At 32.9% G+C, this 23,684-nt stretch carries 20 protein-coding genes; 5 read left to right on the top strand and 15 right to left on the bottom strand.

The window, feature by feature from the left end; genetic code table 11:
• Window positions 1–77 precede the first annotated feature (77 nt).
• The 4 genes from AC3ITQ_RS16870 to AC3ITQ_RS16855 all read left to right on the top strand — a co-directional run bounded on the left by AC3ITQ_RS16870 (window position 78) and on the right by AC3ITQ_RS16855 (window position 2,749).
• Complete coding sequence (locus AC3ITQ_RS16870; protein ID WP_489235308.1) at window positions 78–740, top strand: HAD family hydrolase; 663 nt, start codon at window positions 78–80, stop codon at window positions 738–740.
• Window positions 741–810: 70 nt separating this feature from the next.
• Window positions 811–1,653, top strand: coding sequence for a DUF2911 domain-containing protein (locus AC3ITQ_RS16865; RefSeq protein WP_489235307.1), 843 nt, complete (start codon window positions 811–813; stop codon window positions 1,651–1,653).
• Window positions 1,654–1,808: 155 nt separating this feature from the next.
• Window positions 1,809–2,330 carry a TetR/AcrR family transcriptional regulator gene (locus AC3ITQ_RS16860; RefSeq protein ID WP_489235306.1) on the top strand — a complete coding sequence of 174 codons (522 nt, stop codon included), beginning with the start codon at window positions 1,809–1,811 and terminating at the stop codon, window positions 2,328–2,330.
• A 5-nt stretch (window positions 2,331–2,335) separates the two neighbouring features.
• Entirely contained in the window at window positions 2,336–2,749 is a 414-nt protein-coding gene (locus AC3ITQ_RS16855; protein ID WP_489235305.1) for a DUF1348 family protein, read from the top strand.
• On the opposite strand, the gene AC3ITQ_RS16850 is transcribed toward AC3ITQ_RS16855, so the two are convergent.
• From AC3ITQ_RS16850 to AC3ITQ_RS16780, 15 genes are all read right to left on the bottom strand, one after another.
• The gene (locus tag AC3ITQ_RS16850; protein WP_489235304.1) at window positions 2,750–3,379 is read right to left on the bottom strand and encodes an MCP four helix bundle domain-containing protein; all 630 of its coding nucleotides are present in this window, start codon (window positions 3,377–3,379) and stop codon (window positions 2,750–2,752) included.
• A 46-nt stretch (window positions 3,380–3,425) separates the two neighbouring features.
• Entirely contained in the window at window positions 3,426–3,881 is a 456-nt protein-coding gene (locus AC3ITQ_RS16845) for a DoxX family protein (protein WP_489235303.1), read from the bottom strand.
• A 179-nt stretch (window positions 3,882–4,060) separates the two neighbouring features.
• Complete coding sequence (locus tag AC3ITQ_RS16840) at window positions 4,061–4,489, bottom strand: hypothetical protein (protein ID WP_489235302.1); 429 nt, start codon at window positions 4,487–4,489, stop codon at window positions 4,061–4,063.
• A 21-nt stretch (window positions 4,490–4,510) separates the two neighbouring features.
• On the bottom strand, window positions 4,511–6,250 hold the full coding sequence (locus AC3ITQ_RS16835) for a sodium:solute symporter family protein (protein WP_489235301.1): 1,740 nt from the start codon (window positions 6,248–6,250) through the stop codon (window positions 4,511–4,513).
• A gap of 122 nt (window positions 6,251–6,372) precedes the next feature.
• Window positions 6,373–8,904, bottom strand: coding sequence for a PIG-L family deacetylase (locus tag AC3ITQ_RS16830; RefSeq protein ID WP_489235300.1), 2,532 nt, complete (start codon window positions 8,902–8,904; stop codon window positions 6,373–6,375).
• Window positions 8,905–9,109: 205 nt separating this feature from the next.
• Entirely contained in the window at window positions 9,110–10,738 is a 1,629-nt protein-coding gene (locus AC3ITQ_RS16825) for an LVIVD repeat-containing protein (RefSeq protein WP_489235299.1), read from the bottom strand.
• Window positions 10,739–10,957: 219 nt separating this feature from the next.
• Window positions 10,958–11,473: a hypothetical protein gene (locus tag AC3ITQ_RS16820; RefSeq protein ID WP_489235298.1), complete on the bottom strand. Its 516-nt coding sequence runs from the start codon at window positions 11,471–11,473 to the stop codon at window positions 10,958–10,960.
• A 193-nt stretch (window positions 11,474–11,666) separates the two neighbouring features.
• Window positions 11,667–13,499 (bottom strand): hypothetical protein, encoded by a 1,833-nt coding sequence (locus AC3ITQ_RS16815; RefSeq protein ID WP_489235297.1) that lies wholly within the window; start codon window positions 13,497–13,499, stop codon window positions 11,667–11,669.
• 71 nt (window positions 13,500–13,570) lie between these two features.
• Window positions 13,571–14,686 carry an AI-2E family transporter gene (locus tag AC3ITQ_RS16810; protein WP_489235296.1) on the bottom strand — a complete coding sequence of 372 codons (1,116 nt, stop codon included), beginning with the start codon at window positions 14,684–14,686 and terminating at the stop codon, window positions 13,571–13,573.
• Window positions 14,687–14,802: 116 nt separating this feature from the next.
• On the bottom strand, window positions 14,803–15,333 hold the full coding sequence (locus tag AC3ITQ_RS16805) for a mechanosensitive ion channel domain-containing protein (protein ID WP_375031527.1): 531 nt from the start codon (window positions 15,331–15,333) through the stop codon (window positions 14,803–14,805).
• An 11-nt stretch (window positions 15,334–15,344) separates the two neighbouring features.
• Window positions 15,345–15,929, bottom strand: a complete 585-nt coding sequence (locus AC3ITQ_RS16800) for a Maf-like protein (RefSeq protein WP_489235295.1) — start codon at window positions 15,927–15,929, stop codon at window positions 15,345–15,347.
• On the bottom strand, window positions 15,922–16,848 hold the full coding sequence (locus AC3ITQ_RS16795) for a geranylgeranylglycerol-phosphate geranylgeranyltransferase (protein ID WP_489235293.1): 927 nt from the start codon (window positions 16,846–16,848) through the stop codon (window positions 15,922–15,924). The genes AC3ITQ_RS16800 and AC3ITQ_RS16795 overlap by 8 nt, the downstream gene beginning before the upstream one ends.
• 91 nt (window positions 16,849–16,939) lie before the next feature.
• Window positions 16,940–17,467, bottom strand: coding sequence for a KdsC family phosphatase (locus AC3ITQ_RS16790; protein WP_489235292.1), 528 nt, complete (start codon window positions 17,465–17,467; stop codon window positions 16,940–16,942).
• A complete protein-coding gene (locus AC3ITQ_RS16785; protein ID WP_489235291.1) occupies window positions 17,451–18,212 on the bottom strand; it encodes a Rossmann-like and DUF2520 domain-containing protein in 762 nt (253 codons plus the stop codon). Before AC3ITQ_RS16785 ends, AC3ITQ_RS16790 begins: the two co-directional genes overlap by 17 nt.
• 154 nt (window positions 18,213–18,366) lie before the next feature.
• Window positions 18,367–20,055, bottom strand: coding sequence for a glycoside hydrolase family 28 protein (locus AC3ITQ_RS16780; protein WP_489235290.1), 1,689 nt, complete (start codon window positions 20,053–20,055; stop codon window positions 18,367–18,369).
• 301 nt (window positions 20,056–20,356) lie between these two features.
• On the opposite strand from AC3ITQ_RS16780, the gene AC3ITQ_RS16775 reads away from it, so the two are divergent.
• Window positions 20,357–23,569, top strand: coding sequence for a cytochrome c biogenesis protein (locus tag AC3ITQ_RS16775; RefSeq protein ID WP_489235289.1), 3,213 nt, complete (start codon window positions 20,357–20,359; stop codon window positions 23,567–23,569).
• Window positions 23,570–23,684 lie beyond the last annotated feature (115 nt).

The raw sequence follows: 23,684 nt of genomic DNA, 5'->3' as shown, positions 1-23,684 counted from the left end.
AAAGGCGCACTGCTGTGCGCCTCTACAGAAAAAACCTTTGAACCTTTGTTCCTCAGAACCTTTGAACCTTAAAAAAAATGATAAAAACAGTAATTTTTGATATGGATGGTGTTATCGTAGACACTGAACCTGTACACCGTTATGCTTATTACAAGCAATTTTCAGAGTTGAATATTGAAGTATCTGAGGAAATGTACACTTCGTTTACCGGATTTTCGACCCGAAATACATTTCAGAGTTTAAAAGGATTTTTTCCGACTATTGATCACGAAGTTGAAGATTTAATTCAGAGAAAGAGAAATATTTTTAATGATGCTTTTGATACTAAAGAAGATTTGTATTTACTAGAAGGTGTTGAAGATTTGATTAAAGATTTATACGCTAGTGGAATCCAGTTGATTTTGGCTTCTTCTGCATCAAAAGTTACAATTGAACGTGTCTTTACAAGATTTAATTTACATCAATACTTTACGCATATTGTAAGTGGGGAAGATTTTCCGCAATCGAAACCAAACCCTGCTATTTTTTTACACGCGGCTTCTTTGTCTATTGCGCCAAAAGAAAATTGTATTATAATTGAAGACAGTACAAATGGTGTAAAAGCGGCAAAAGCAGCTGGAATTTATTGTGTAGGGTACAATAGCCAGCATTCAAATTTACAAGATTTGTCAGATGCTGATACAATTATCAATCATTTCAACGAATTGAATGCTCAAAAAATATCACAGTTAAAGGCTTGAATTAAGTTAAATTTAACATTTGTTCCCTAATTGAATTTGTAAATTTGAACAAAACAAATAAAACCTAATAATGAAAAAAATACTTATTGCATTAGCTATTATTTTAGCCCCATTTGGTACAGAAGCACAAATAAAAACACCACAGGCAAGTCCAAAAGCTTATATCAAACAAACAGTTGGTTTAACAGATGTTGAAGTTACTTATTCAAGACCTGGAGCAAGAGGTAGAGCTGTATTCGGAAATTTAGTTCCGTTTGGTAAATTATGGAGAACGGGAGCTAATGAAAACACAATCATTAATTTTAGTGATGATGTTGTTATTGACGGTAAAACATTAAAGAAAGGAAAATATGCAATTTATACTATTCCTAAAATCGAAAGCTGGGAAGTGATTTTTTATCTTTCTACAGACAACTGGGGATTACCTGAAAACTGGAGCGATGCTTATGTTGCCTTGAGAACTACGGTTAAAGAAAATGCTTTGCCAACTCCGGTTGAAAGTTTTACGATTGGAATCAATGGTTTAGATCCAAACTTTGCTTATTTAGAAATGGCTTGGGAAAATTCTCATGTAGCATTAAAATTTGAAGTTCCAACAGCAAAAACAGCTACAGCAAGTATTGATAAAGTCTTGGCGGGACCATCTTCAAATGATTACTTTGCTGCAGCGCAATATTTATTCCAATCAAACGGAAACATTGAAACTGCAAAAACATATGTTGATAAATCGTTAGATATGAGTGCTGAAAAACCATACTATATCTTAAGATTGAAATCATTGATTCAGGCCAAACAAGGTGATAAAAAAGGAGCTGTTGAAACCGCAAAAGCTTCATTAGCTGCTGCTGAAACTGCTAATAATCAGGATTACGTAAAAATGAATAAAGATAGTATTGCGGAGTGGAGCAGATAGTGCTTTAAACTTTTAAATTCCAATATTTTTAAATTCCAAATCACAAGGCTGGTAAAAGTTTTGGGATTTGGAATTTTTTTATTTTTAAATATATAGACAGACTTGTCTGTATGTATGAAGAATTTTATACATTTGTCCTATATAAATTTAATTCGATGTCACCTAAAGAAAGAATTTTAGAAAAAACAGCTGTATTGTTTCATCAGCAAGGTTATAGTGCAACAGGTATTAATCAGATTATCGAAGAAGCTAAAGTGGCAAAAGCCAGTTTTTATCAGCACTTTAAATCAAAAGAAGATTTGTGTGTTGCATTTTTAAACGAACGCCATTTTTTCTGGTTTGATCAATTAGAACAGTTTACAGCTAATGAAAAAGAGGCCAAATTAAAAGTATTGACTTCGTTTGATTTTTTAATCTTTATGAATAAAAAGGAAAACTTCAGAGGCTGTAGTTTTCTCAATATACTTTCAGAAATACCTTCAGATAATACTAAAATTTTAAATGTACTTCAGAATCACAAACATGATTTAAGAGTTTATTTTCAGAATATTATCAAGGAAAAATTGTTATCAGATCATGTATACTTATTGTTTGAGAGTTGTATAATCGAAAGCCAGTTATTCAAATCTAATCAGCTTATCGAACAATCCAAAAAAATAATTCAAACCTTAATTTAATAAAAATGGAACAAAAATTACCATTGCCACCTTTCACTTTAGAAACGGCAAAAGAAAAAATTCAATTAGCAGAAGATGCCTGGAACAGCCAGGATCCGGAACGAGTTTCGAAAGCGTACACAGTTGATAGCGAATGGAGAAACCGTGATCAATTTGTGAATGGAAGGGAAGAGATTGTACTCTTTTTAACTCAAAAATGGAAAAAAGAAACCAATTATAAATTAAAAAAAGAGTACTGGGCACATACAGAAAATAGAATTGCAGTTCGATTTGAGTATGAATATCAAGATCTTAACGGAAACTGGTTTAGAGCCTACGGAAATGAAAATTGGGAATTTGATTCGAAGGGTCTAATGCAAAAAAGATTTGCCAGCATAAATGATCTTGCAATTAAGGAAGAAGATAGAAAACTGTTGTAATTAATTCATACTTGGCGGTTCTGGAATTTTGATACTTCTTTTGATTTTCTTTACAATTAGAAGATAAAAAGTTATTCCTCCTAAAATAATCAACAATGCAATCTGGAGTTGTCCTAGACTATTATTGTCGTTATACATTTTGTTGGCGAGGGCTAATTTTGCTTTGCCTTCTTTTACCTGAATTTGAGACAGGGATTCAAGTGTTTTGAGAGCTTCCCCACTGGAATAAGCAATTTTGCTCCAGTTTTTATTTTCAACCTGGTTGTTAATTTCTTTGCAGGATGCTAAAAAAGCATCAAAATGCTCTTTTTCTTTATTAGTTAAAACTGTTTTGGCATACAGATCATCAATGCTGTGAACGATTTTTAAAGTCTGAATGATCTCATCTTTCTTAATATTATCACTCAAATCTAGCTTTTCGGCTTCGCTTTTTATAAAATGAAGTTCTTTAGCATATTGAAAAATATAGTGCGAAACCATCAAACGGTCGTTGTAAATGGCATTGATGTTTTCGTTTACATTTTTGGAGTTTTGCAATGTATTGAAATTGCTCAATAAAATAATAAGCATTACTATTAGCAAAATGAAAGCTGCCTTTGTTTTATTGCTGTATTTTTTTAGATCTTTCATAGTGAGTATTTTTCGTGAATTTTAATGCTATAAAAAAGTGAGTTCATTATCCTGTTTTAATAGCGCTTAAATAGACCCACACTATAAATAAAAGTTGTAATGGTACTCTAAACCATAAATAAGTTATTCCTTTTCCATCAAAATTACCTTTTTGATAATCGATGTGTTTCGTAGCTGCGTAAATATTGGCGGGAAGCAGAAAAATCATAAAAAAGATCGTTGACCATGCGGCATATATTGTTAGATCTGGTATCAAGAGACCAATTCCCAGAACAATTTCAATTACTCCCGTGATGTAGATTAATTCAGTTTTAAAAGGTATTTGAGGCGGAATCATCATAGCCATTCCTTTAGTAAAAACAAAATGAGCGACAGCTGTAAAACAGAGCATGGCGCACATCGCAATTCTCGCAGCTAAAAGAAAGTCATATTGATCCGTCGTAAATCTTATGAAAAGATTAGATAATAAAAAAACAGAAACTAAAACAATTAATGGTTTCATTTTTAGTATTTTATTAGTGCCTAATTAGACCTGAATAAGATACAAAAGTTTATTGATTTATAAAATCAATTATGCATTTTAAAATTGCAGCTTGTTGTTTCTCATGAGAAGTTCTCATAGAATTATCGCCAAATTGAAATCCATATTGGCCAAATTGAAAATGATTGGCACTTTCACTTTTACAATCTGAATTTTTTTCCTTCTTTATAATTAATTGGAAGCGTCGGACTTTTAATACCAAAGGGTGCCGATCCATCATCTCTATAGTAAAAATCTTCTTTGTTATCAGAATATCTTCCAGCACAAAGAAGATTAAAAGTTGTGCTTTTTCTGCTTGACTTAAGAACACTTATGTCTATCCAAACTGGAATTTTATTATTTCGATAAAGTAAGTTAACAACTTGATTATCATTGAAATTTAATTTTATAATTCCGTCGTCTTCTGGATAAAAAGCAAAATGATCCGGATATATATTTTGATGGGAAGGAGTAAAAATTACATTATATTTAAAATCAGTAACTAGCTTATCCTTGACATATCGTTCTGCAAATTTAAGTGCAACTAAACTTGCTCCTTGCAAATGAAATAAAAATTCTTGCTTTGTCATGTATAGTTGTTTTTATTCTGATTATTCTAGCACCACTTCATCATCATCATCAGTCCTCCCTTTAAAGAACAAAACCTGCATCAACAAAGCCAATACTATTGTCAAAATCGCCCCAATAAAATTCAGCCATAAATAACCCAATTTTTCCTGACCGCTTGGGTAAATAGCAATCATAAAATAATAAATAATAAAAATAGTGAGCTGGCTGATAATGGCGCTGTAAAACATTGGCTTTGCTGTAACCCGACGCAAATAGAATCCTACCAAAAAGATTCCTAAAACGGTACCGTAGAAAATGGATCCAATGATATTTACTAATTGGATTAGATTCTCAAACAAAGTTCCCACGCAGGCGAAAAGTATCGCTACAATTCCCCAAAGCAAAGTGAAGAATTTGGTTGCATTCAAATAATGTTTTTCGGATTTCTCGGTTTTCAGATTTCGTTTGTAAATGTCAATTGCTGTTGTCGAAGCTAAAGCATTTAATCCCGAAGCTGTTGATGACATTGCAGCAGAAAGAATTACTGCCAACAATAAACCAATTAAACCTTTTGGTAAATAATGCAAAATGAAATGAAAAAAAACATAATCTTTATCGTTGGTTTCGCTATTGCTGTCAGCTTTCGAAATGATTTCTTTGGCGCGGTCGCGAAGGTCTTTTTCTTTGTTGGATAATGCTACTAATTCTTTACGTAGAATCGGATTATCAAAATCCTGATTCAGCTGATCGATGTACAATAAATTGATTACTTTTTTATCTTCTGAAAGTGTAATTAATTTTTTCTCTAAAGCATGATATTCTTCTTTATAAGCCGATTTTTCAATTACAATCTTGTTATTCGGATTAAAATTTAACGGAACAGGATTAAATTGAAAAAACACAAAAACCATAACTCCGGTTAGCAAAATAAAGAATTGCATCGGAACTTTTAAAAGTCCGTTCATTATTAATCCCATCTGACTTTCACGAACCGATTTACCTGATAAATAGCGACCAACCTGGGACTGATCAGTTCCAAAATAGGCTAGGGCAAGGAAAAAACCTCCTGTAATTCCACTCCAGAAAGTATATTTTTCTTCCGGATCAAAAGAGAAATCAACAATATTCATTTTGTCATTAGCTCCCGCGATATGCATCGCACTGGTAAAAGTCATATCGTTTGGTAAGTAATGTAAAATCAGGAAAAAAGTGATAAACATTCCCGACATAATCACAAACATTTGCTGTTTCTGTGTAACGTTAACAGCTTTTGTTCCTCCTGAAAAAGTATAAATGATAACCAGAACTCCAATGATGATGTTCATTAAAGTTAAATTCCATCCCAAAAGGGCAGACAAAATAATGGCTGGTGCATAAATAGTCAACCCGGTTCCTAAGCCTCTTTGCACTAAAAACAGAATTGCCGCGAGAGAACGTGTTTTAACATCAAAACGTTTCTCCAAAAATTCATAAGCGGTATAAACTTTATTTTTATGATATAGTGGTATAAAAGTCACGCAAATCACAATCATGGCAATTGGCAAACCAAAATAGAATTGTACAAATCCCATTCCATCATGATAAGCCTGACCAGGTGTTGATAAAAACGTAATTGCGCTGGCTTGGGTTGCCATCACCGAGAGCCCTACGGTATACCAAGGTGTTTCGTTATTTCCTAAAATGAAATCTTCAACGTTTTTACTTCCTTTGGTTTTCCAGGAACCATATCCAACAATGAATAAAAGGGTAACAATTAGTACGATCCAGTCAAATAGTTGCATAGGTTATGAATATAATTGCATGATTAAGAAAAAAATCAGGATGTAAATGGCGTTAGCTACCAAAACATAGGTGTAGCTTTTTTTCCATTTTTTTTCTTTTTTGGCTTCCATTTTTTTGATTTTTATTTCTTTAATTCTGGTTTAGGAGCTTCTATAGGCTGTTTTAGCGAAATGATGTTTGAAAGCAATCTGTACGCGCCGGCAACACCTTCTGGTAATTCTCTAAAAAAGCTTAAGCCCGTGTAAATATAATATCCTTTTCCATATGGTGCGATTAATAAAGCACCATCTTTCGCTGATTCACCTTTATCGTGCGACGAAATAATAGGAGTGAAGGCAGGGTCGTATTGATCTGGGTAATATAAACCTTGTTCTTGTGTCCAGCCTTGAAAATCTTTTTCAGTGATTTTATTAGGTGTATTTAAAACAGGATGGTTTGGAGCTAAGAAAGTTATTTTAGCGTTTTCCTCAGTAACACGATCGTTTGATACTTTTAACGGATAAGGTGCAATCTGATCAGTTACCATTCTGCCGGAAGTATTGTATTGTACAATCATGTTTTTTCCGCTTTTTACAAAATCAAAAAGTATTTTTTGTTTGTTGGCCAAAGCATTTACAGTATTGTAAGCACGGACTCCCGTAATAACGCTACTAAAAGAATCTAATCTTTCAGGTGTAATTTCTTCTGGTTTCAAAATAGTAACTTTATATCCCATTTGAGCCAGGCTTTCAGGAACTTCATCACCAGCACCCATAATATAAGCAATGGCATCACCAGAATTTTTTAAATCAATTCGGATACATTTTGATTCAGCTGGTTTTAAAACCATTTGTTTGGTAATATGACTGTAATCAATAATAGTTTCATCTTTGTCAAAACGTTTATTATCAACAATAGCAATTGCTTTTGCAACGGTTTCTTCCTGATTTACAGGAGGAGTAACCTCAAAATAAAACGTTTGTTCGCTTCCTTTTTTAGTTAACGAAAACGGAATCTGTTTTGGTGAAACTACCCAGCTTTTTGGTAAATCTAATTGTAAATTTCCCGTAATAGCATCTTTTCCGGCACGTACTTTTACCGGAATCATTTTGCTTTTGGTATCTTTAAAAATCAAGACTCTTTCAGAAATTGAAGTGGTAACTTCTGGTACAATATCAAGGAAATTGTACATTTCTCCTTTTACGCCGTCATTGTATTTGTAAACAACAGTACGCTCAAACGGAATTTCAACCCCACTAATTTTTACATTGAAGACCACTTTTACTTCTCTGATAATGTCCGGAATTCCAATGTTTTCCTGATTTGAAACAGTGTACATTCCAACACTTGCTTTTTCTTTAAGCCAGTAGGGTTGTGTATATTCTAAATTTTCAGGAAGTTGAATTTGAAGAATACTTTTCTGATTGTTATTATTCTTTAAAACACTGTTTTGTATCGTTGTTTTGTTATCCGGTAAAGAAGTAACACTTGTCAATTGCATTTCAGTCGAACATCTGTTAATTGCTTCAAGGCTCAGTTTGATTGTACTTCCAGGTGTTGCTTCTTGTTCGCTGGCAACAGCTTCAAGATATAAACCGGAACATGAGGCTATTATGTTTTTTATTGCTGCCGCTTTTAGAGGTTTCCAATGATCATCATCTAAAGCCTGAATCATTGTATATGCTTTTACCAAGTCAGGAATACTTGCTGAAGGATTAGTGAAATCGTATTTTGAAATTATTTTAGAAATTAATTCACCAATTGGTTTACCGTTTTTAACACGGTTCCATGAAGTATCTATGCCATCAAATAAATTATCTCTTTCTATCGGAGATTCTCCATTAATGAGTTCCAGATACTCCGTTTCTTCACCACGCGCTCCCGTACTTCCAAAGCCTTGAGACTGGTGGCGGCTTCTGCTTAAAGCGGCAATTTCCTGATTTGATTTTCCGATTCCTGTGTAATAAACACCCGTTTCTAATCTGGTAAACTTTGATTTATTGGCAGCGTCAAATTTTTCCTGGCTTCCATAAAACCACCATGATGGATTAAAAAACTGGCGTTTAACCTGCCAGGGTTTTACGTATTTTAATTGTTCGGGATATATTTTAGGATCATTTGTTAATTTAAAACTTTCCACACTCAACATAGCCGATGATGTATGATGCCCGTGAGTTGTACCTGGCGAACGATGATCAAATCTATTAATAATTACATCTGGTTGAAATTTTCTGATAGTCCAAACGACATCAGCAAGCACTTTATCTTTATCCCATATTTGTAAAGTTTCATCTGGATTTTTAGAAAATCCAAAGTCGTTTGCACGTGAAAAAAACTGTTCTCCACCATCAATTTTTCGGGCTTCAATTAATTCTTGTGTTCTGATTACACCAAGTAATTCACGCAATTGCGGACCAATTAAATTTTGACCTCCGTCGCCACGAGTCAATGACAAATAACCTGTTCTGGCATTCATTTCATTTGCCATAAAGGAAATTAACCGTGTGTTTTCATCATCAGGATGTGCAGCAACATATAAAACAGAACCTAAAAAGTTAAGTTTTTTTATTTGATTATAAATCTCAACAGAACTTGGTTTTTGTGGTTGTTGTGCAAATGAAATAGAAATCCCGGTTAAAAAAAAGAAGAGAATTTGTAACTGAATTTTTCGCATAGCGTATTGTGGTGTTTTGGAAAGAGGTTCAAAAATAGTAATTATATTGTTGAACACGATTTAAATGAAATGTTAATGTTTAGTTATTGAATTTCTTTCAACAAAATTTATTCCAAAAAAAAATGCTGCCAGATTTTATCTAGCAGCATTTAAGAGAATTGATCTAAAATTTAAATCATTTGGTATTTCTTAGGATTACAGAAAATTATTTCAATTTGTTTTCTGTGTCTTTATAGTTTCCTGTAATGGTTACACCACTATTTTTTGTTACTTTTCCGTAGATAGTAATAGAAGAATCGTTTCCGATAAAATTAATTTTAGCTCCGCTATTTAATCTTAAATCTCCCCAGATTACAACAGAACCTTCAATTTGCAATGTAGCATTACTATTGATAATCAATTCTGTTGGATTTTGTTGTTGGTATTTACCCTGAGCTAAAGTTCCTCTCATATTAAAAGTTCCTCCGCTATTTAAAATCAAAGTATTTTGAATGCCTATTGATCCACAATGTGTCAAAATTCCACCAGAATTAATAATCACAGAACTAATCGCTGTTGATCCTGAGTATGATTTTACTTCATTTGAATTTAAAATTAAATTCTGGCCCTGATTGTAAGTGCCATAATTAGAACAGTTTGCAAATGTAGTATTTGGTTTTTCCATTTTTATGATTTTCAAACCGCCTTTTCCACTCGCAACATAAATATAATTACCACTTGATTTTACGTAATTTGAAGAACCTGTAATTCCAACAGTTCCAACTAAACTAAGTTGAGATCCCGATTGATAAACATTTAAACCTGCTGCCCCGTTTGCGACAAAAGCATAACCCTCATTTACAGAAACCGCATTGGTAACATTATCTTCTCCGGCGGTTGTTAAACCAATAGTTTGCAATTTAGATCCACTGTTGATATCATAAACACCTAAACCATTGTACCCTTCAGAAACCAATAATTTTATACCATCAAAATCCATTGTTCTTTTTGCTCCGCTAACATCAGTAGATGTAGTGAAACTTTTTTGTAAAGCTAAACTAGATTCGTTGTAAATATTTACACCTTTTGTACCACTTAAAGTAACAATTTTGTCACCACTTACAGCTACAGTACGTAAATCTCCTATTGCAACTTTTCCAGCAATGGCTTTAGATGAACTATTGATTTTATATAAATTTCCCGCATCTCCGCTTACAGCAAAATACGATGCTGAATTTGCAGCAACATCAGTTGTAACTTTTCCTTCAAGGTTATTGATTGTATATTTATCAGTAAGCAAACCTGAACTCAATTGCATATTGATTATAATTGATGGGTTTGTTAAAGTAGCATTTTTATCAATATCTGTTGCTCCTGCAATTATTAAATTTCCGTTTGAATACGTAAGAGATGTAATATCTGTATTAGCAATTAAAGCCGATGTAATTAATTTAGGTTTGTAAGGATCTGAAACGTCAATTACATCAATTGCACCAGAGTAAACATCACCTCTCATTGTGTAAGCCACATATGCATAGTTTCCGTTTACTGCAACATGATTAGCCTGTAAAACTCTTCCGTTACTATCTGTTGGAGGATTTATTTCAGCAATTTGTACTAAAGGCAAGTCAGTAGTTGCCTGGCTGCTTTTTAATAATTTTGATGTGGAAATATTTGTAATTGTAATAACGCCTGAATTTGTAAGATCAAGTCTTTTGTTTAAAGACGTTACATCAGTATTGATTTGAATATTATTTTCTTTTGACTGGTTATCAATAGAAGTGTCATCATTATTATCACAAAATGTAAAAAGTGACATTGCTAGAAACGAAAATAAATAAACGCTCTTTTTCATAATTTCAATTTTGGTTTAAAATATTTTGCAAAGATACAATGCAATTGCATTATAAAGAGCTAATTATTATGAATACTTTAACCTATCAAGCTGTTTTTCATACATTTATATGAAAAACACAATATATTAACACATTAAGCATTTACTATGCATGCATAAAAAAAGAGTATCAAATTTTTGATACTCTTTTTCGTTGAAAATTAGTTATTTAGCAATTTATTATCTACGTCCATGTCCGCGATTATCATGTTTGTCATGGTGATCATCGTGATCATCATGGTGATGTCTATCGTGTTTGTTATAATGTTTGTAATCTCTATGATTATCATGACGATCATTGTAACCATAAACCGGTCTTGGTTTATAAGGTCTTTGAGGTGCACCATGATATCCTTTGTAATATCTTGTTCTGTGACGATCAAAGAATACATAAGGAGTTCTACCGTGGTAATCATTCAAAACTACTTTATAACCTCCGTACAAATCGTAATTTCTATATTGTCTTGGTAGGTAAGTTGTTCTAACCCATCTTCCTCCACCAAAATAAATGAATTGTGATGCTCTAACATCATAATACGCTTCAATGTCTGGCAAATAATAATATTCCATTTCAGCATATCCTGAAGGACCCCAAGCTGGTGGTGTTCCAATATTAACATTAATTGATACTTGGGCTTGTGTGGCATTTGCAACCAAAAGAAATAATCCGGCGATTGCTATTTTTATTGTTTTCATTTTTTTTAAGTTTTAATGTTACTCTTGTGTAGTGATATTCATATACTGTGCCAAAAATAAAAACAAAATGTATTTCGTCGGATAAAATATGCACTTCAACGATTGTAGGTGTGCTAAGTCTTTTATAAACAATTGATTTTTAATTTGTTTTGAAAAATTTAAGAAATGAAATAAATTTAAAAATATTTTATTTCTATTTGTAATCTACAACCCTAGGCTTTCCAAGTTCAAAACTTTGCAAACCATAATCGGTTGTTTCAAAAGTATTAGTTTTGAAAACATTATCTCCATCAAAAGGAATAGTAGGGTAGTATGACAGTGACAATTGAAAAGAACTGAAAACTAAATAGTCATTACTGATTAGTAAGCCAAGCGTAACTTTTTGATAGGCTTTATTACGCCCCATTGCATTATTTGGACTTCCTAATACAGCAATTGAATAATTAAAGAACGGATTCATACGAAATCCCCAAAGTGCATAAGGGGAATAAGTTTGAGTCTGAAGAGACAAGACCATTTTATCTGTTCCGTATATGGCGCTGTTGAAGCCTGCCAGGCCATTTCTCTCGTTTATATTTAATTGATCGCCCACAATATCTTCGCGATTTACGCCAATAACAATCCTCGGATTAACAAATTGTCTTAGTTTCCATTTTCCGATACTATATAGTTTTGTAAAATAATTACTTTCGATTGCAAATGCCGTTTCGTAGGTTTTTGATTGATGGAAAAAAGTACCTGCTTCAAAATTAGTACTGAAGAATCCCCATCTATAATAGTTTCCAAAGGAAAATTGTCCGCCTATATACGGTCTCCAAAATGTGTTTTTATATTGATAACCGAGGGTAATTCCATAAATTCGGCCAATAGGAACATCTTCTGTTTGTCCGTTTCTAAAAATATAACTGTCTTTGATAAATTTTCTGGTATTCAGCCCAATTCCGGAGAGGATTAATTTTTCATCCGAATAAAAATTCGTTGGATCATACAAATCAGATGGACTTTCGCTATAGTTTACATTTAGAAAACGGGCCGAAACTATTAAATTAGTAATACCTGCATTTTCGGTTTCAAATACTTTAGTTGCTTTTCCTGCCCAAAAATCGTGAAAATTATATTTGAAAGGCTGAAACTGATATGTATTATCAGGCGCCTGTAAAGAATCTTTCCTGAAGTTTTGCCCAACATACACTCCGCCGGCCCATTTGGTTAAGGGAGAGTAGAAGAGACGTTCAACGTTTATTGTTTTAGAATAGTTATTGTCAAGGTCAATATTGTAATGAAATGTCGCGCCAATATAAGTGTTTTTAATATTGGGAACAGTATACGTTACGTCATTCCCATTTCGGCCGTCATCAAAACGATTAGTAAAACGATATTCTAGTTGTTGACCAGATCCGAAAAAATCTTTCTCTTTAAATCCAACAGAAACCTGATTACTGGAAATTGAGAATTTCGGAATAGTACTCCAGGAATCTAAAACACGAATAGTAACATCAACGGAATCAGAAGCTGCGCCAACTAGTTCATGTGTTACCCGAACTGCTGTTACATACTTTTGTGCACGAATTAAACGCTCAGATTCCTGTACTTTATAACTGTCGTAAACAGAATTTCTTCTGAATAATAATAAGTTTGTAATAGCAATTCTTTTCGTTTTTAGATGCAGTCTGTTTCCCGTTCTTTCTCCCCAATTTTTTGGCACCTGAGTTGTATCAGTGAGAGAATGTCCAAACGGATCTAAAGTAATGATATTTATTTTTCTAATGATTTTTCCATTATAGTCGGCAGAATCATGTGGAATAATAAGATCATCTTTTTTTCGGGGCTTTTTACTTCTGAATAAAAGTTTATGCAGTGTTTGTGTAAACTTATTTTTCTTGGAGTAATTTCTAATTTTTGTATACAACTCAGTTGTATCTTTTTTTGTTTTACTGTCTTCTTTTTTAGTAGCATCTTGAGCTTGAGTAATTTGCGTACAAAAGCAGAATAATATAAGAAACACTATTTTTTTAATTTGAGACATTCAGGTATTTTTTGCTATAGTATGAAAGTGATTTTTGTATGAATATAAATAAAATAAGAGTAATATCCTCGCTATTGATTTGGATTAGCTTCAATTTTAGCTTTTCTAATTCGCCACGTAAATTTTCTGGGCATATGGTTTCCCATCAAATAGCCCCATGGTTCTAAGGATTCGATTCGTTCAAAAATAATTTTTAGAATCGCTAATAATGGAATTGCCAAAAACATACCTGAGATTCCAGCTGCAGAACCTCCAATAATAATTCCCATAATAGACACAAAAGCATTGATTTCTACTTTGGAATTAATTATTAACGGCACGAGTAGATTATTATCAATTAATTGCACTACAACATTAACAAGCAAAATACTTAAAATCATTGAAGTTTCTGGTGTTCCGGTTAAAGAAGCTAACAGTGTTATTACACCAGCAATTGTTATTCCGATATAAGGTATCAAATTTAAGATTCCTGTTATTAAGCCCAGCAGAATAAAATACTTCACGCCAACAATCCAAAGACCCAGACCTGTTAGAATAGAAACCACAACCATCTCTAGTAATAAACTAACAATGTAATTGTTTATTGAGACTTTAATTTGTGATAAAATATCTTTTAAGGCTAAATGGTTTTCCTTGTCGATTAGTTTGGCTAAAAAAAGAATAAAATGATCTTTATAGAGAAGAAATAAAAAGGTGTAGATAGGAATGATAGTGCAATCTAATAGTAGATCTGTAATAGATAATAGTGCTGAACCAACAGTACCGGCACCACTATTTTTAACGGAATCTTTTGTTACAGTGTCCAGATATTTTTTTTGTTCTCCAATGCTTATATGAAAATTATCCTTTACAAATTTATGTACCTCAGTGATAAAATAATTGGTATTTTTCTTAATAGCTTCAAAGTCATTGGCAATATCTTTTACCTGGTACGATATAAAAACTAATATTCCGACAATAAATGCGGCAAACATAAGAACACATAGTATTGCTGCAAGATGCCTCGGAAACTTAAACCTAACATTTAATAATGTAAAAACAGGAAGTAGTAAAACGGCGAATAAAAAAGCCATTAGTACAGGTGTAATAATGTCTTTTCCTAAGCAGAATATTACAGCAAAACAAATTAAACTTACAAGTATAAGGGAAAGTTTGGCATAAAATGGCAATTTTATTGAACGGATCATTTTGGTTATAGAAATTAGGTTTAGAAGTCTGAATTAGATCTAAACAAAGTTCTTTTTTTTTCAGACAAATACCGTTCTAAGTTTCTTTACTAACGTTACAAAATTCCCATTCAAACTTAATCGAAAAACTCCTTGTCTTCGTATTGTACCGGCATTATTGAAATTCCTTTTTGAAGTAAAAGGTTATTCGGAAAAATTATTTTTTCGCCTTCTTTGGTTTTTAAATTAACATGAAAAGCGCTAATATCTTCAATTTCAGCTTCAATTGGAAAATCTTTATCGTGAATTTTGATCGTGTCGCCAATTCTGAAAGGAAAAGAGAAGAATAAAATCATTCCCGAAGTAATATTGCTTAGAATTGACCATTGCGCAAACATAGCAACCCCAATTACTGTTGCAATCGAAGAAATAGTGATGAAAAGATCTTTAGTGTCAACTCCCCAAATAACAATCAAACTTATCGCAACCAAGATATTCATTAATAAATGAATGTATTTGATTACAAGGTTGGTTCGGTGCTCTAACAACTGACTAGTACTTGCATAGCGTCGGATTAATTTTGCGATAATAATACGTAATGCGACTAGTGCCAAAAGAAGGATTCCTGTAGCTAATAGTTCCTGGCTATATTCTTTAAAAGAAAACATACTTTAATATTTTACACTAAAGTACTCAAATATTCATAAACTTTTGCTGTTGGCAAGCCCATAACATTGGTATAAGAACCTTCAACTTTTGCAACTGCCATAAAACCAAACCATTCCTGAATTCCGTAAGCACCTGCTTTATCATAAGGTTTATAGTTTTCTATATAATATAAAATAGCTTCATCTGATAAATCATTAAAAGTTACTTTAGTAGTATCATGTAATAAAGTGGAAGTGGTGTTAGTTTTAAAACAAACCGAAGTAATTACTTCGTGAGTAGTATTAGACATTGATTTGATCATTTCAAAAGCTTCTTCGGCACTTTTAGGTTTTCCTAAAGCTTTTCCCTCGTGCCATACTATCGTGTCACTGGTAACTAATATTTCATTCTCTTTAAGTTCACCCTCAAAGGCACTTGCTTTTAATTCAGATAGAAAATCAGTAATTTCAACCCCTTTTAATTGAGGAGGATAAATTTCTTCGATATCTTTCAGTCTTATTTCGAAATCCAGATTTAAATCCTTGAAAAATTGCTGTCTGCGAGGTGAACCCGAAGCCAGAATTATAGTATATTTTTTTAATTTTTCTTTAAGCATTGTACTTAATATTTAAGGTGATAACCAGAATTGATAAAATCCCGAAAAGCAAAATCAATTTTAAAACGGTACTCAAATGGTGAAATTCCTTTTGAGATTTGGCACCAAATATTTTTACAATAAAATATAAAAGTGGAGCCAAAACAAAAGCAAAAGTATATAGCGTAACAATAAAAAGATTGTTTTCCATGAAATATTTGTTGATATAAAGCAACGATAATATAAATGGAATAATGGCAAAGCCCAAGGCTATTTTTGCAGCTCTACTAATTCCGATAGCAATAGGTAACGTATTCATTCCTTGGTTATAATCGCCATTTACGTCTTCAATATCTTTAACTATTTCGCGAATGAAATTAATCATAAAAGCAAACAAAGCATAATCAATTAATATAGAAAACAGGCTCGCCATTTGCGCCTGATTGTCCACATTTGTTGCGGGAAAAATATCAAAAATGCCAATGATAATAACGCTTAATGCCAATAACAATGCAACTACAAAATTCCCTAAAAGCATGATCTGTTTTAACGTTGTTGAATAAAAATAAAGTAGAGAAGCAATCAAAATAAAAATAGTAGCAAAACCAGGTCGCATGATTACATTTGATAAATAAAATCCAATGGCAACACCAGTAATATTTAATCCAAAGTAAATATTATAAGCGCTGGTTTCAGAAATTCCTTTTCCAATAACCACATCATTTGGTTTATTAATAGTATCAGAGGCAACATCAAAAATATTATTGATTACATATCCCGCAGCAGCCAATAAAACAGTACTTAGAACTAATAACCCATATTGCCAGTCGGCTAAGGCTAATGGAGTATTATTTTGCTTTAAAAACGAGTAACGAAATAAAAGCTGCATAAATGCAAGCATTAGTAAGTTTTGGTATCGAATGAGTTTGAGGTATTTCATTTCTTGAAGGTTCTAAGGTTTTAGGGGCTAAGTTGCTAAGGTTCTGTTCTTTTATTGAATTAATAATTTACAATTCATAATTAACCATTATTTAGTCGTGTTTTCCACTAAAGTGTTCCATCCATTTTCCCTGCACTTTCATTACTTGTTCGATTACGTCACGTGCAGCGCCTCTTCCGCCTTTTACATGCGAGATATAACGGCAGATATTTTTAATTTCCGGACTTGCATCTTGAGGACAAGCTGGTAATCCTACTAATTTCATTACATGGTAATCCGGAATATCATCACCCATATACAATACTTGTTCTGGCTTTATATTATAAGTATCAGTGTACTCTTTAAAAGTTAGTACTTTATCCGGAGTTCCTAAATGAATGTCTGTAATACCTAAATTATGAAGCCTCACACGAACTCCTTCATTACTTCCGCCAGAAATAACGCAGACATTATAGCCGCTTTCTACAGCTGCTTTCATCGCGTAACCGTCGCGAATATTCATTGTTCTAAGAATTTCTCCTTCATTGGTTACAAAAACCGAACTGTCTGTAAGTACGCCATCAACATCAAAAATAAACGTTGTGATGTCATTCATTATTTCCTTATAACTTTTTGCCATTATGCTGTATAGATTGTGTTAGTATTTTATAAATATTCTTTTGATTGTCATTGGTTAGATATTCCAAATGTGCTTCAATTGTATTGGAATCATTGCGTTTTGCAGGTCCGGTTTGTGCGTCGACTGGATCTAAAATTTTTATTTTTTCAGCCGTTTCCTGAATCAGCGGTTTCAAAATATCGAAAGGAACCTGATTTTCTTCGCAAATCTCATGACCAATCTGATATAAATGGTTTGTGAAGTTATTGACAAAGACAGCTGCGACATGCAATGCTTTACGCTGCTCTGAGTTTATAGGAAAAACAGCTTTTGAGATACTCTTTGCAACCGTTTCTAAAATGCGGAAATCAAAGGTATTATCGGCTTCGAGGCATATCGGAATTACCGAAAAATCAATTTCTTTATTTTTAGAAAAAGTCTGAAGTGGATAAAAAACACCTTTACGGTTTTTATCATCCAAAGTTTCAATAGAAGCAGTTCCCGAAGTATGAACTACTAACTGATTGTTAAAAGGCAATTTTTGTGAGACTTCGGCGATGGCGTTGTCTGTAACTGCAATAATGTACAAATCAGATTCTTTCAGGTCTTCGTAATTGCTAACAATTTTATCGAATTCAATTATCGAACTCAATTTTTCTTTTTTTCTCGAAAATACTTGTGCAATTTCAACAAGCTCACTCTTAGCGAAAGCCTTGATTAGATGCTGTGCAACATTTCCGGAGCCAATTAACGTTATTCGAATCATATCGCAAAATTAGTATTATTTTTTTTAAAGTAGATTGCTTTTGGCTGGTTTGTCTTTTTGTAAAAAGCTTTGAATTATATATTTTTTATTCAAAAATATAAACCCGTTACTTAACTAATTATAAGTAACGGGTTTATTCTGAATTTTAGTGTATTTAAAGTTTTACAGCTCCTTTTGAAACATTTTCACTAATTGTGGTTTTGGTAGCAAAATCTATTTTTTTAGAAGAAATTAATTCAATATTTTCACTCGCAGCGCCATCAATTGTAACCGCTTTTGGCGAGGTAGAGTTGAATTCAACATCTTTTAAAATCATATTTTTACTGTTATAAATTTCGAATATTGATGGACTTTGGATATCTAATTTAGCGTTGGTAATTTTAATTCCGCTGGCATCAATTATAGAAAAACCTTTTTCAGCTGAAATAACTAAATTAGAAAGTTCTATATTTTGAAGGTTCATTTCAGGTAAACCTTGTAAAAACACAGCCTGTTTAGCACCTTTAATCGTAATGTTTTTGATTACTATGTTTTTAAACTGAGGTGTTTCTTCGTTTACCGGAACAACTTTGGTATTGATTTTAGTTCCGCCTTCAGCCAACGTTTCTGCAATAGATTTTCCTCCGTAATAAAGATCAAAAGAAATGGCCTGTGATGGAATATCGGTCATATAGATATCGGAAATAAAGATGTTTTCAACGATTCCGCCGCGTCCGCGAGTACTTTTAAAGCGAAGTCCAACATCTGTTCCCATAAAAGTACAGTTTGAAACATGAAGGTTTTTTACGCCTCCGGACATTTCACTTCCTACAGTTACGCCGCCGTGACCGTGATATACGATATTATTCTTTATGATAATATTTTCGCACGGAATACCTCTTTCACGACCATCTTTGTCTTTTCCTGATTTAATACAAATCGCGTCATCGCCAACATCAAAACTAGAGTTTTCTACCAATACATTTTTGCACGACTCGACGTCAATACCATCACCATTTTGAGAGTACCACGGATTTCTAACCGTAATGTTACGAACTATTAAGTCTTCAATCATAAGAGGGTGAATGTTCCAGGCTGGTGAATTTTGAAAAACGGGACCGTCAAATAGAACTCTTTTACTATTTTGAATACTCACCAATACCGGACGAAGAAAATCATGAATAGCCTCAAATTCTTCTTTGGTTTTTAGATCCAGACGAACATTTTGATCAGCTCCGACAGCTGCTTTCATAAAAGCTTCAGATGGGTACCAGGTATCTTTTTTTTCATTTAAAACCCCTCCTGAAGCAACAATATCTTTCCATTGACTATCAGCTAATTTATTCTTTTTGACTTGTCTCCAGGCACCTCCTGAACCATCCCATACGCCATTTCCTGTAAAAGCGACATTCTCAAGATTTTTGCCATAAATAGGAGAGATGCAACGCCAGGTGTTAAGTCCTTCAAAACTCGTCTGAATAAGCGGGTATAGATTTTTATCGGTTGAGAACTTAATTAATGCTCCTTTTTCAGCATGTAATTCAATATTGCTTTTTAAGATAATTGGGCCTGTTAGCCAGATTCCAGGAGGTATTATTACTTTTCCGCCACCTTTTTTTGAAACCGCATCTATGGCATCGGCGAAAGCCTTTGTATTTAAAACAGAACCTCCATTGACAGCTCCAAAGTCTTTTAAGTTTACGGTATTATTGGGAATCTTTGGCTCCTGAATTTTGGGCATTTTAAATTCAATATTATCATAGGAATCAGAAGACTTTGAATTTTGGGCAATTGCATAATTGGACCAACTTGCGAGTAGGATTGCCAGTGCAAAATAGAATAAATTAAGTGGTTTAGTTTTCATGCTTTTAATTATATGAAGTTTGGTTGTTAGCAGATAGAATTCTTATAAATAAGTTTGTTTTTTAATGAAAATTTAAAAACAGTTTTCTTTAATAAAAAACTAATAATGTAATCGATTACACAAATCTAATAAAAAATATTAAATATTAAATAAATAATTCAGTTCAATTTAGATGTGGATTGTTAATGAAAGTTAAAAGCAAAACTATTCTTTTTTGGTTTTTATTAACAAAAGACAAATATTGGAACTCAACATTTTTAAGTACTTTTGTGGCACTTTTATACAATGTAATTCCTTAGAAATGGATAAAAAAATATTCTCTTTTTTGTTTTCTACACGATTAATGGCTGTTCTTTTTTTAACATTTGCAATCGCAATGGGTGTTGGAACTTTTATCGAAAGTAAGTACAATACCGACACAGCCAGAATTTTAATTTACAATACCTGGTGGTTCGAGGCGATAATGGTCTTTTTTATGATCAACTTCTTCGGAAACATCAAACGTTACCAATTATTAAGAAAGGAAAAATGGGCAACTTTATTACTGCATATTGCCTTTATTTTTATTCTTTCAGGAGCCTTTATTACACGTTATATTAGTTATGAAGGTGTAATGCCAATTCGCGAAGGAGCAGCAGAAAACCAAATCCTTTCTGAAAAAACATTCTTAACTGTTTTTGCCGATGGTGAATATAAAGGAGAAATGAAACGCAGGGTTTTTGAAAAAAATCTACTGTTATCTCCCGTGACGAATAATGATTTTAGTCTTTCTGGTAAATTTGATGAAACGCCTTTTGAAGTTTCTTATTCAAGTTATATTTTGGGAGCTAAAGAAATGGTTAAGCCAAATCCAAACGGTACTTTATATCTTAAACTTGTTGAAGCCGGAGCGGGTGGACGTGAGGAGCATTTCCTGAAAGAAGGAGAAGTTCAAAATATTCACAACGTTTTATTTGCTTTGAATAAACCAACAGACGGAGCTATCAATATTAATACGACAGGAGAAAAATATACCATTCAGACACCATTTGAAGGGGAATTTATGCGAATGGCTGATAAATTGAAAGGATCTGTAACAAAAGATAATGTTCAGCCTTTAATGATGCGTTCTCTTTATAGCATCGGAGATATTCGAATCGTTTTCCCAGATCCTGCTGTTAAAGGAGTTATAGCTTATGAATCTAATAATGATTTTAAAGTAAAAAACCATGACGACGCCTTAGTTGTAAAATTAAAAGCAGATGGTCAGGAAAAAGAAATTACGCTTTTGGGTGCTAAAGGGAAAATAGGAGAGCCAAAATCAGTTAAAATAGGTAAGATTGATTATACTTTATTCTACGGAAGTAAAGCCTATATTACCCCTTTCAAAATTAAACTTAATGATTTTATTGCAACTAAATACCCAGGAACAGAGAAAAGTTATTCTGCTTTTGAAAGTAAAGTAACCGTTCAGGATTCATCTGAAACTTTTGACGCCCGCATTTATATGAATCATGTTTTGGATCATAAAGGATATCGTTTTTTTCAATCAGGATTTGATCCGGATGAAAAAGGAACCATTTTATCTGTAAACCATGATTTCTGGGGAACTTCAATTACTTATTTAGGCTATTTTATGTTATTCTTCGGTTTAATGGCGATTATGTTTACAAAAGGTTCTCGTTTTACAGATTTAAAGAGAAAACTGGAGAAAGTAAAAGAGAAAAAAGAAAAGTTACTTACTATTTTGGTTTTAATGATCGGTCTAAGTGGTTTTGCTCAGGCACCACACGTTCATACACCAGGACATGACCATAATCATACCACAGATCCAAACGATCATGCCAATCATGTTACAGCGCCACCAAGCCAGAAACAATTAGATTCGTTATTATCAATCTACAAAGCTCCGAAAGAGCATGCAGCCAAATTTGGTCGTTTGATTATTCAGGATGCAGGTGGTAGAATGAAACCTATTAATACTTTTTCATCTGAGTTATTGAGAAAAGTAAGCCATGATGATAACTATAATGGAATGAATTCTGATCAGGTATTTTTGTCTATGACACAATATGCTCAGGTTTGGATACAAGTTCCTATCATTTATCTTAATACAAAAGATGATAGTATTCGTAAGATCATTGGTGTCGACAGAAAAGCAAAATTAGCTCCGTTTGTTAAGTTTTTTGATGAAAATGGTAATTATAAGCTTTCTCCTTATTTAGATGCAGCTTACAAAGCAGCCAATCCAAATAGTTTTGAGAAAGATTTTATTGAAACGGATAAAAAAGTTAACTTAATGGAATCTGCGTTAAGTGGTAGTATTTTGAGAATTTTCCCAATTCCAAATGATCCAAACAACAAATGGATTTCTTATTTAGAAATTGAGAATGCTGGATTAAAAGGAATGGATGCTACTTATGTGAAGCAAATTTTACCATTGTATTTCAGTGCCCTAAATAATGGTTCAATCTCTAAAGATTTTAAAACTGCGGATGAATTAGTCCAAAGTATCGATGGATTTCAGAAGAAATTTGGAAGTAAAGTTCGTCCAAGTGAAGAGAAAATTGATCTTGAAATCGCGTATAACGAATACAATATTTTACCAAAAATGTTTTATTGGTATTCACTGTCAGGAATCTTAATGTTGATTTTCACTTTGTTTAGTATTTTCTTTGATAAAAAGTTTTTACGCATTACAGTAAATAGTTTCCATATTTTAATTGGGCTAATATTTACACTTCATACAGTAGCGCTAATCGCTCGTTGGTATATCTCAGGACACGCACCGTGGAGTAACGCTTATGAGGCAATTGTTTATGTAGCATGGTCAACAATGTTCTTTGGATTGGCTTTTGACAGAAAATCAAAGCTTACAGTGGCATCTGCAGCGTTTGTGACGGCGATGATTTTCATGGCGTCAAACGCCAACTGGGTTGATCCTGAAATTGCAAATTTACAACCTGTTTTGAATTCGTATTGGTTAATGATTCACGTTGCTGTTATTGTGGCAAGTTACGGACCTACAGCACTTGGAATGATTTTAGGTTTTGTAGCCCTAATATTAATTTTCTTTACCAATGAGAAGAACAAAGCCAAAATGGAACTAAACATCAAAGAAATCACCTATATCAACGAAATGTCAATTACAATTGGTTTGATCATGTTAACTATTGGTAACTTCTTAGGAGGACAATGGGCCAACGAAAGTTGGGGACGTTACTGGGGGTGGGATCCAAAAGAAACCTGGGCCCTGATCTCGATTATGGTTTATGCGTTTGTAATTCACGCACGTTTTGTACCAGCTTTGAGAGGAAAATGGTTCTTTAACTTAATGACGATGTATGCTTTTGTTTCAATCTTGTTTACCTATTATGGAGTGAACTTTCACTTGGTTGGACTGCATTCTTACGCAAGTGGAGAAGCGCATTCATTAAGCTGGATTTGGTATTCATTAGGAACAATAACTTTAATAGGAATTGTTACTTATCCAAAATACAGCAAATATTATAAAACTAAAAAAGTCAAAAAATAGATAATTATCGAAAGTAATTATTAATTCGTAAAAAAAGGTTCAACGTAATGTTGAACCTTTTTTTATGAATTAATCGAGAGAAATTTATATGGATTTGGCGAAGATATCATGATTT

The organism is Flavobacterium sp. KH_001, assembly GCF_057840745.1.
The sequence above is the reverse complement of the archived record's forward strand: the minus strand, read 5'-3'. Positions and strand labels throughout refer to the sequence as shown.

Coding starts and splice junctions, on each gene's coding strand:
- AC3ITQ_RS16870 (WP_489235308.1), top strand. CDS start 78: ATGATAAAAACAGTAATTTTTGATATGGATGGTGTTATCGTAGACACT.
- AC3ITQ_RS16865 (WP_489235307.1), top strand. CDS start 811: ATGAAAAAAATACTTATTGCATTAGCTATTATTTTAGCCCCATTTGGT.
- AC3ITQ_RS16860 (WP_489235306.1), top strand. CDS start 1,809: ATGTCACCTAAAGAAAGAATTTTAGAAAAAACAGCTGTATTGTTTCAT.
- AC3ITQ_RS16855 (WP_489235305.1), top strand. CDS start 2,336: ATGGAACAAAAATTACCATTGCCACCTTTCACTTTAGAAACGGCAAAA.
- AC3ITQ_RS16850 (WP_489235304.1), bottom strand. CDS start 3,379: ATGAAAGATCTAAAAAAATACAGCAATAAAACAAAGGCAGCTTTCATT.
- AC3ITQ_RS16845 (WP_489235303.1), bottom strand. CDS start 3,881: ATGAAACCATTAATTGTTTTAGTTTCTGTTTTTTTATTATCTAATCTT.
- AC3ITQ_RS16840 (WP_489235302.1), bottom strand. CDS start 4,489: ATGACAAAGCAAGAATTTTTATTTCATTTGCAAGGAGCAAGTTTAGTT.
- AC3ITQ_RS16835 (WP_489235301.1), bottom strand. CDS start 6,250: ATGCAACTATTTGACTGGATCGTACTAATTGTTACCCTTTTATTCATT.
- AC3ITQ_RS16830 (WP_489235300.1), bottom strand. CDS start 8,904: ATGCGAAAAATTCAGTTACAAATTCTCTTCTTTTTTTTAACCGGGATT.
- AC3ITQ_RS16825 (WP_489235299.1), bottom strand. CDS start 10,738: ATGAAAAAGAGCGTTTATTTATTTTCGTTTCTAGCAATGTCACTTTTT.
- AC3ITQ_RS16820 (WP_489235298.1), bottom strand. CDS start 11,473: ATGAAAACAATAAAAATAGCAATCGCCGGATTATTTCTTTTGGTTGCA.
- AC3ITQ_RS16815 (WP_489235297.1), bottom strand. CDS start 13,499: ATGTCTCAAATTAAAAAAATAGTGTTTCTTATATTATTCTGCTTTTGT.
- AC3ITQ_RS16810 (WP_489235296.1), bottom strand. CDS start 14,686: ATGATCCGTTCAATAAAATTGCCATTTTATGCCAAACTTTCCCTTATA.
- AC3ITQ_RS16805 (WP_375031527.1), bottom strand. CDS start 15,333: ATGTTTTCTTTTAAAGAATATAGCCAGGAACTATTAGCTACAGGAATC.
- AC3ITQ_RS16800 (WP_489235295.1), bottom strand. CDS start 15,929: ATGCTTAAAGAAAAATTAAAAAAATATACTATAATTCTGGCTTCGGGT.
- AC3ITQ_RS16795 (WP_489235293.1), bottom strand. CDS start 16,848: ATGAAATACCTCAAACTCATTCGATACCAAAACTTACTAATGCTTGCA.
- AC3ITQ_RS16790 (WP_489235292.1), bottom strand. CDS start 17,467: ATGGCAAAAAGTTATAAGGAAATAATGAATGACATCACAACGTTTATT.
- AC3ITQ_RS16785 (WP_489235291.1), bottom strand. CDS start 18,212: ATGATTCGAATAACGTTAATTGGCTCCGGAAATGTTGCACAGCATCTA.
- AC3ITQ_RS16780 (WP_489235290.1), bottom strand. CDS start 20,055: ATGAAAACTAAACCACTTAATTTATTCTATTTTGCACTGGCAATCCTA.
- AC3ITQ_RS16775 (WP_489235289.1), top strand. CDS start 20,357: ATGGATAAAAAAATATTCTCTTTTTTGTTTTCTACACGATTAATGGCT.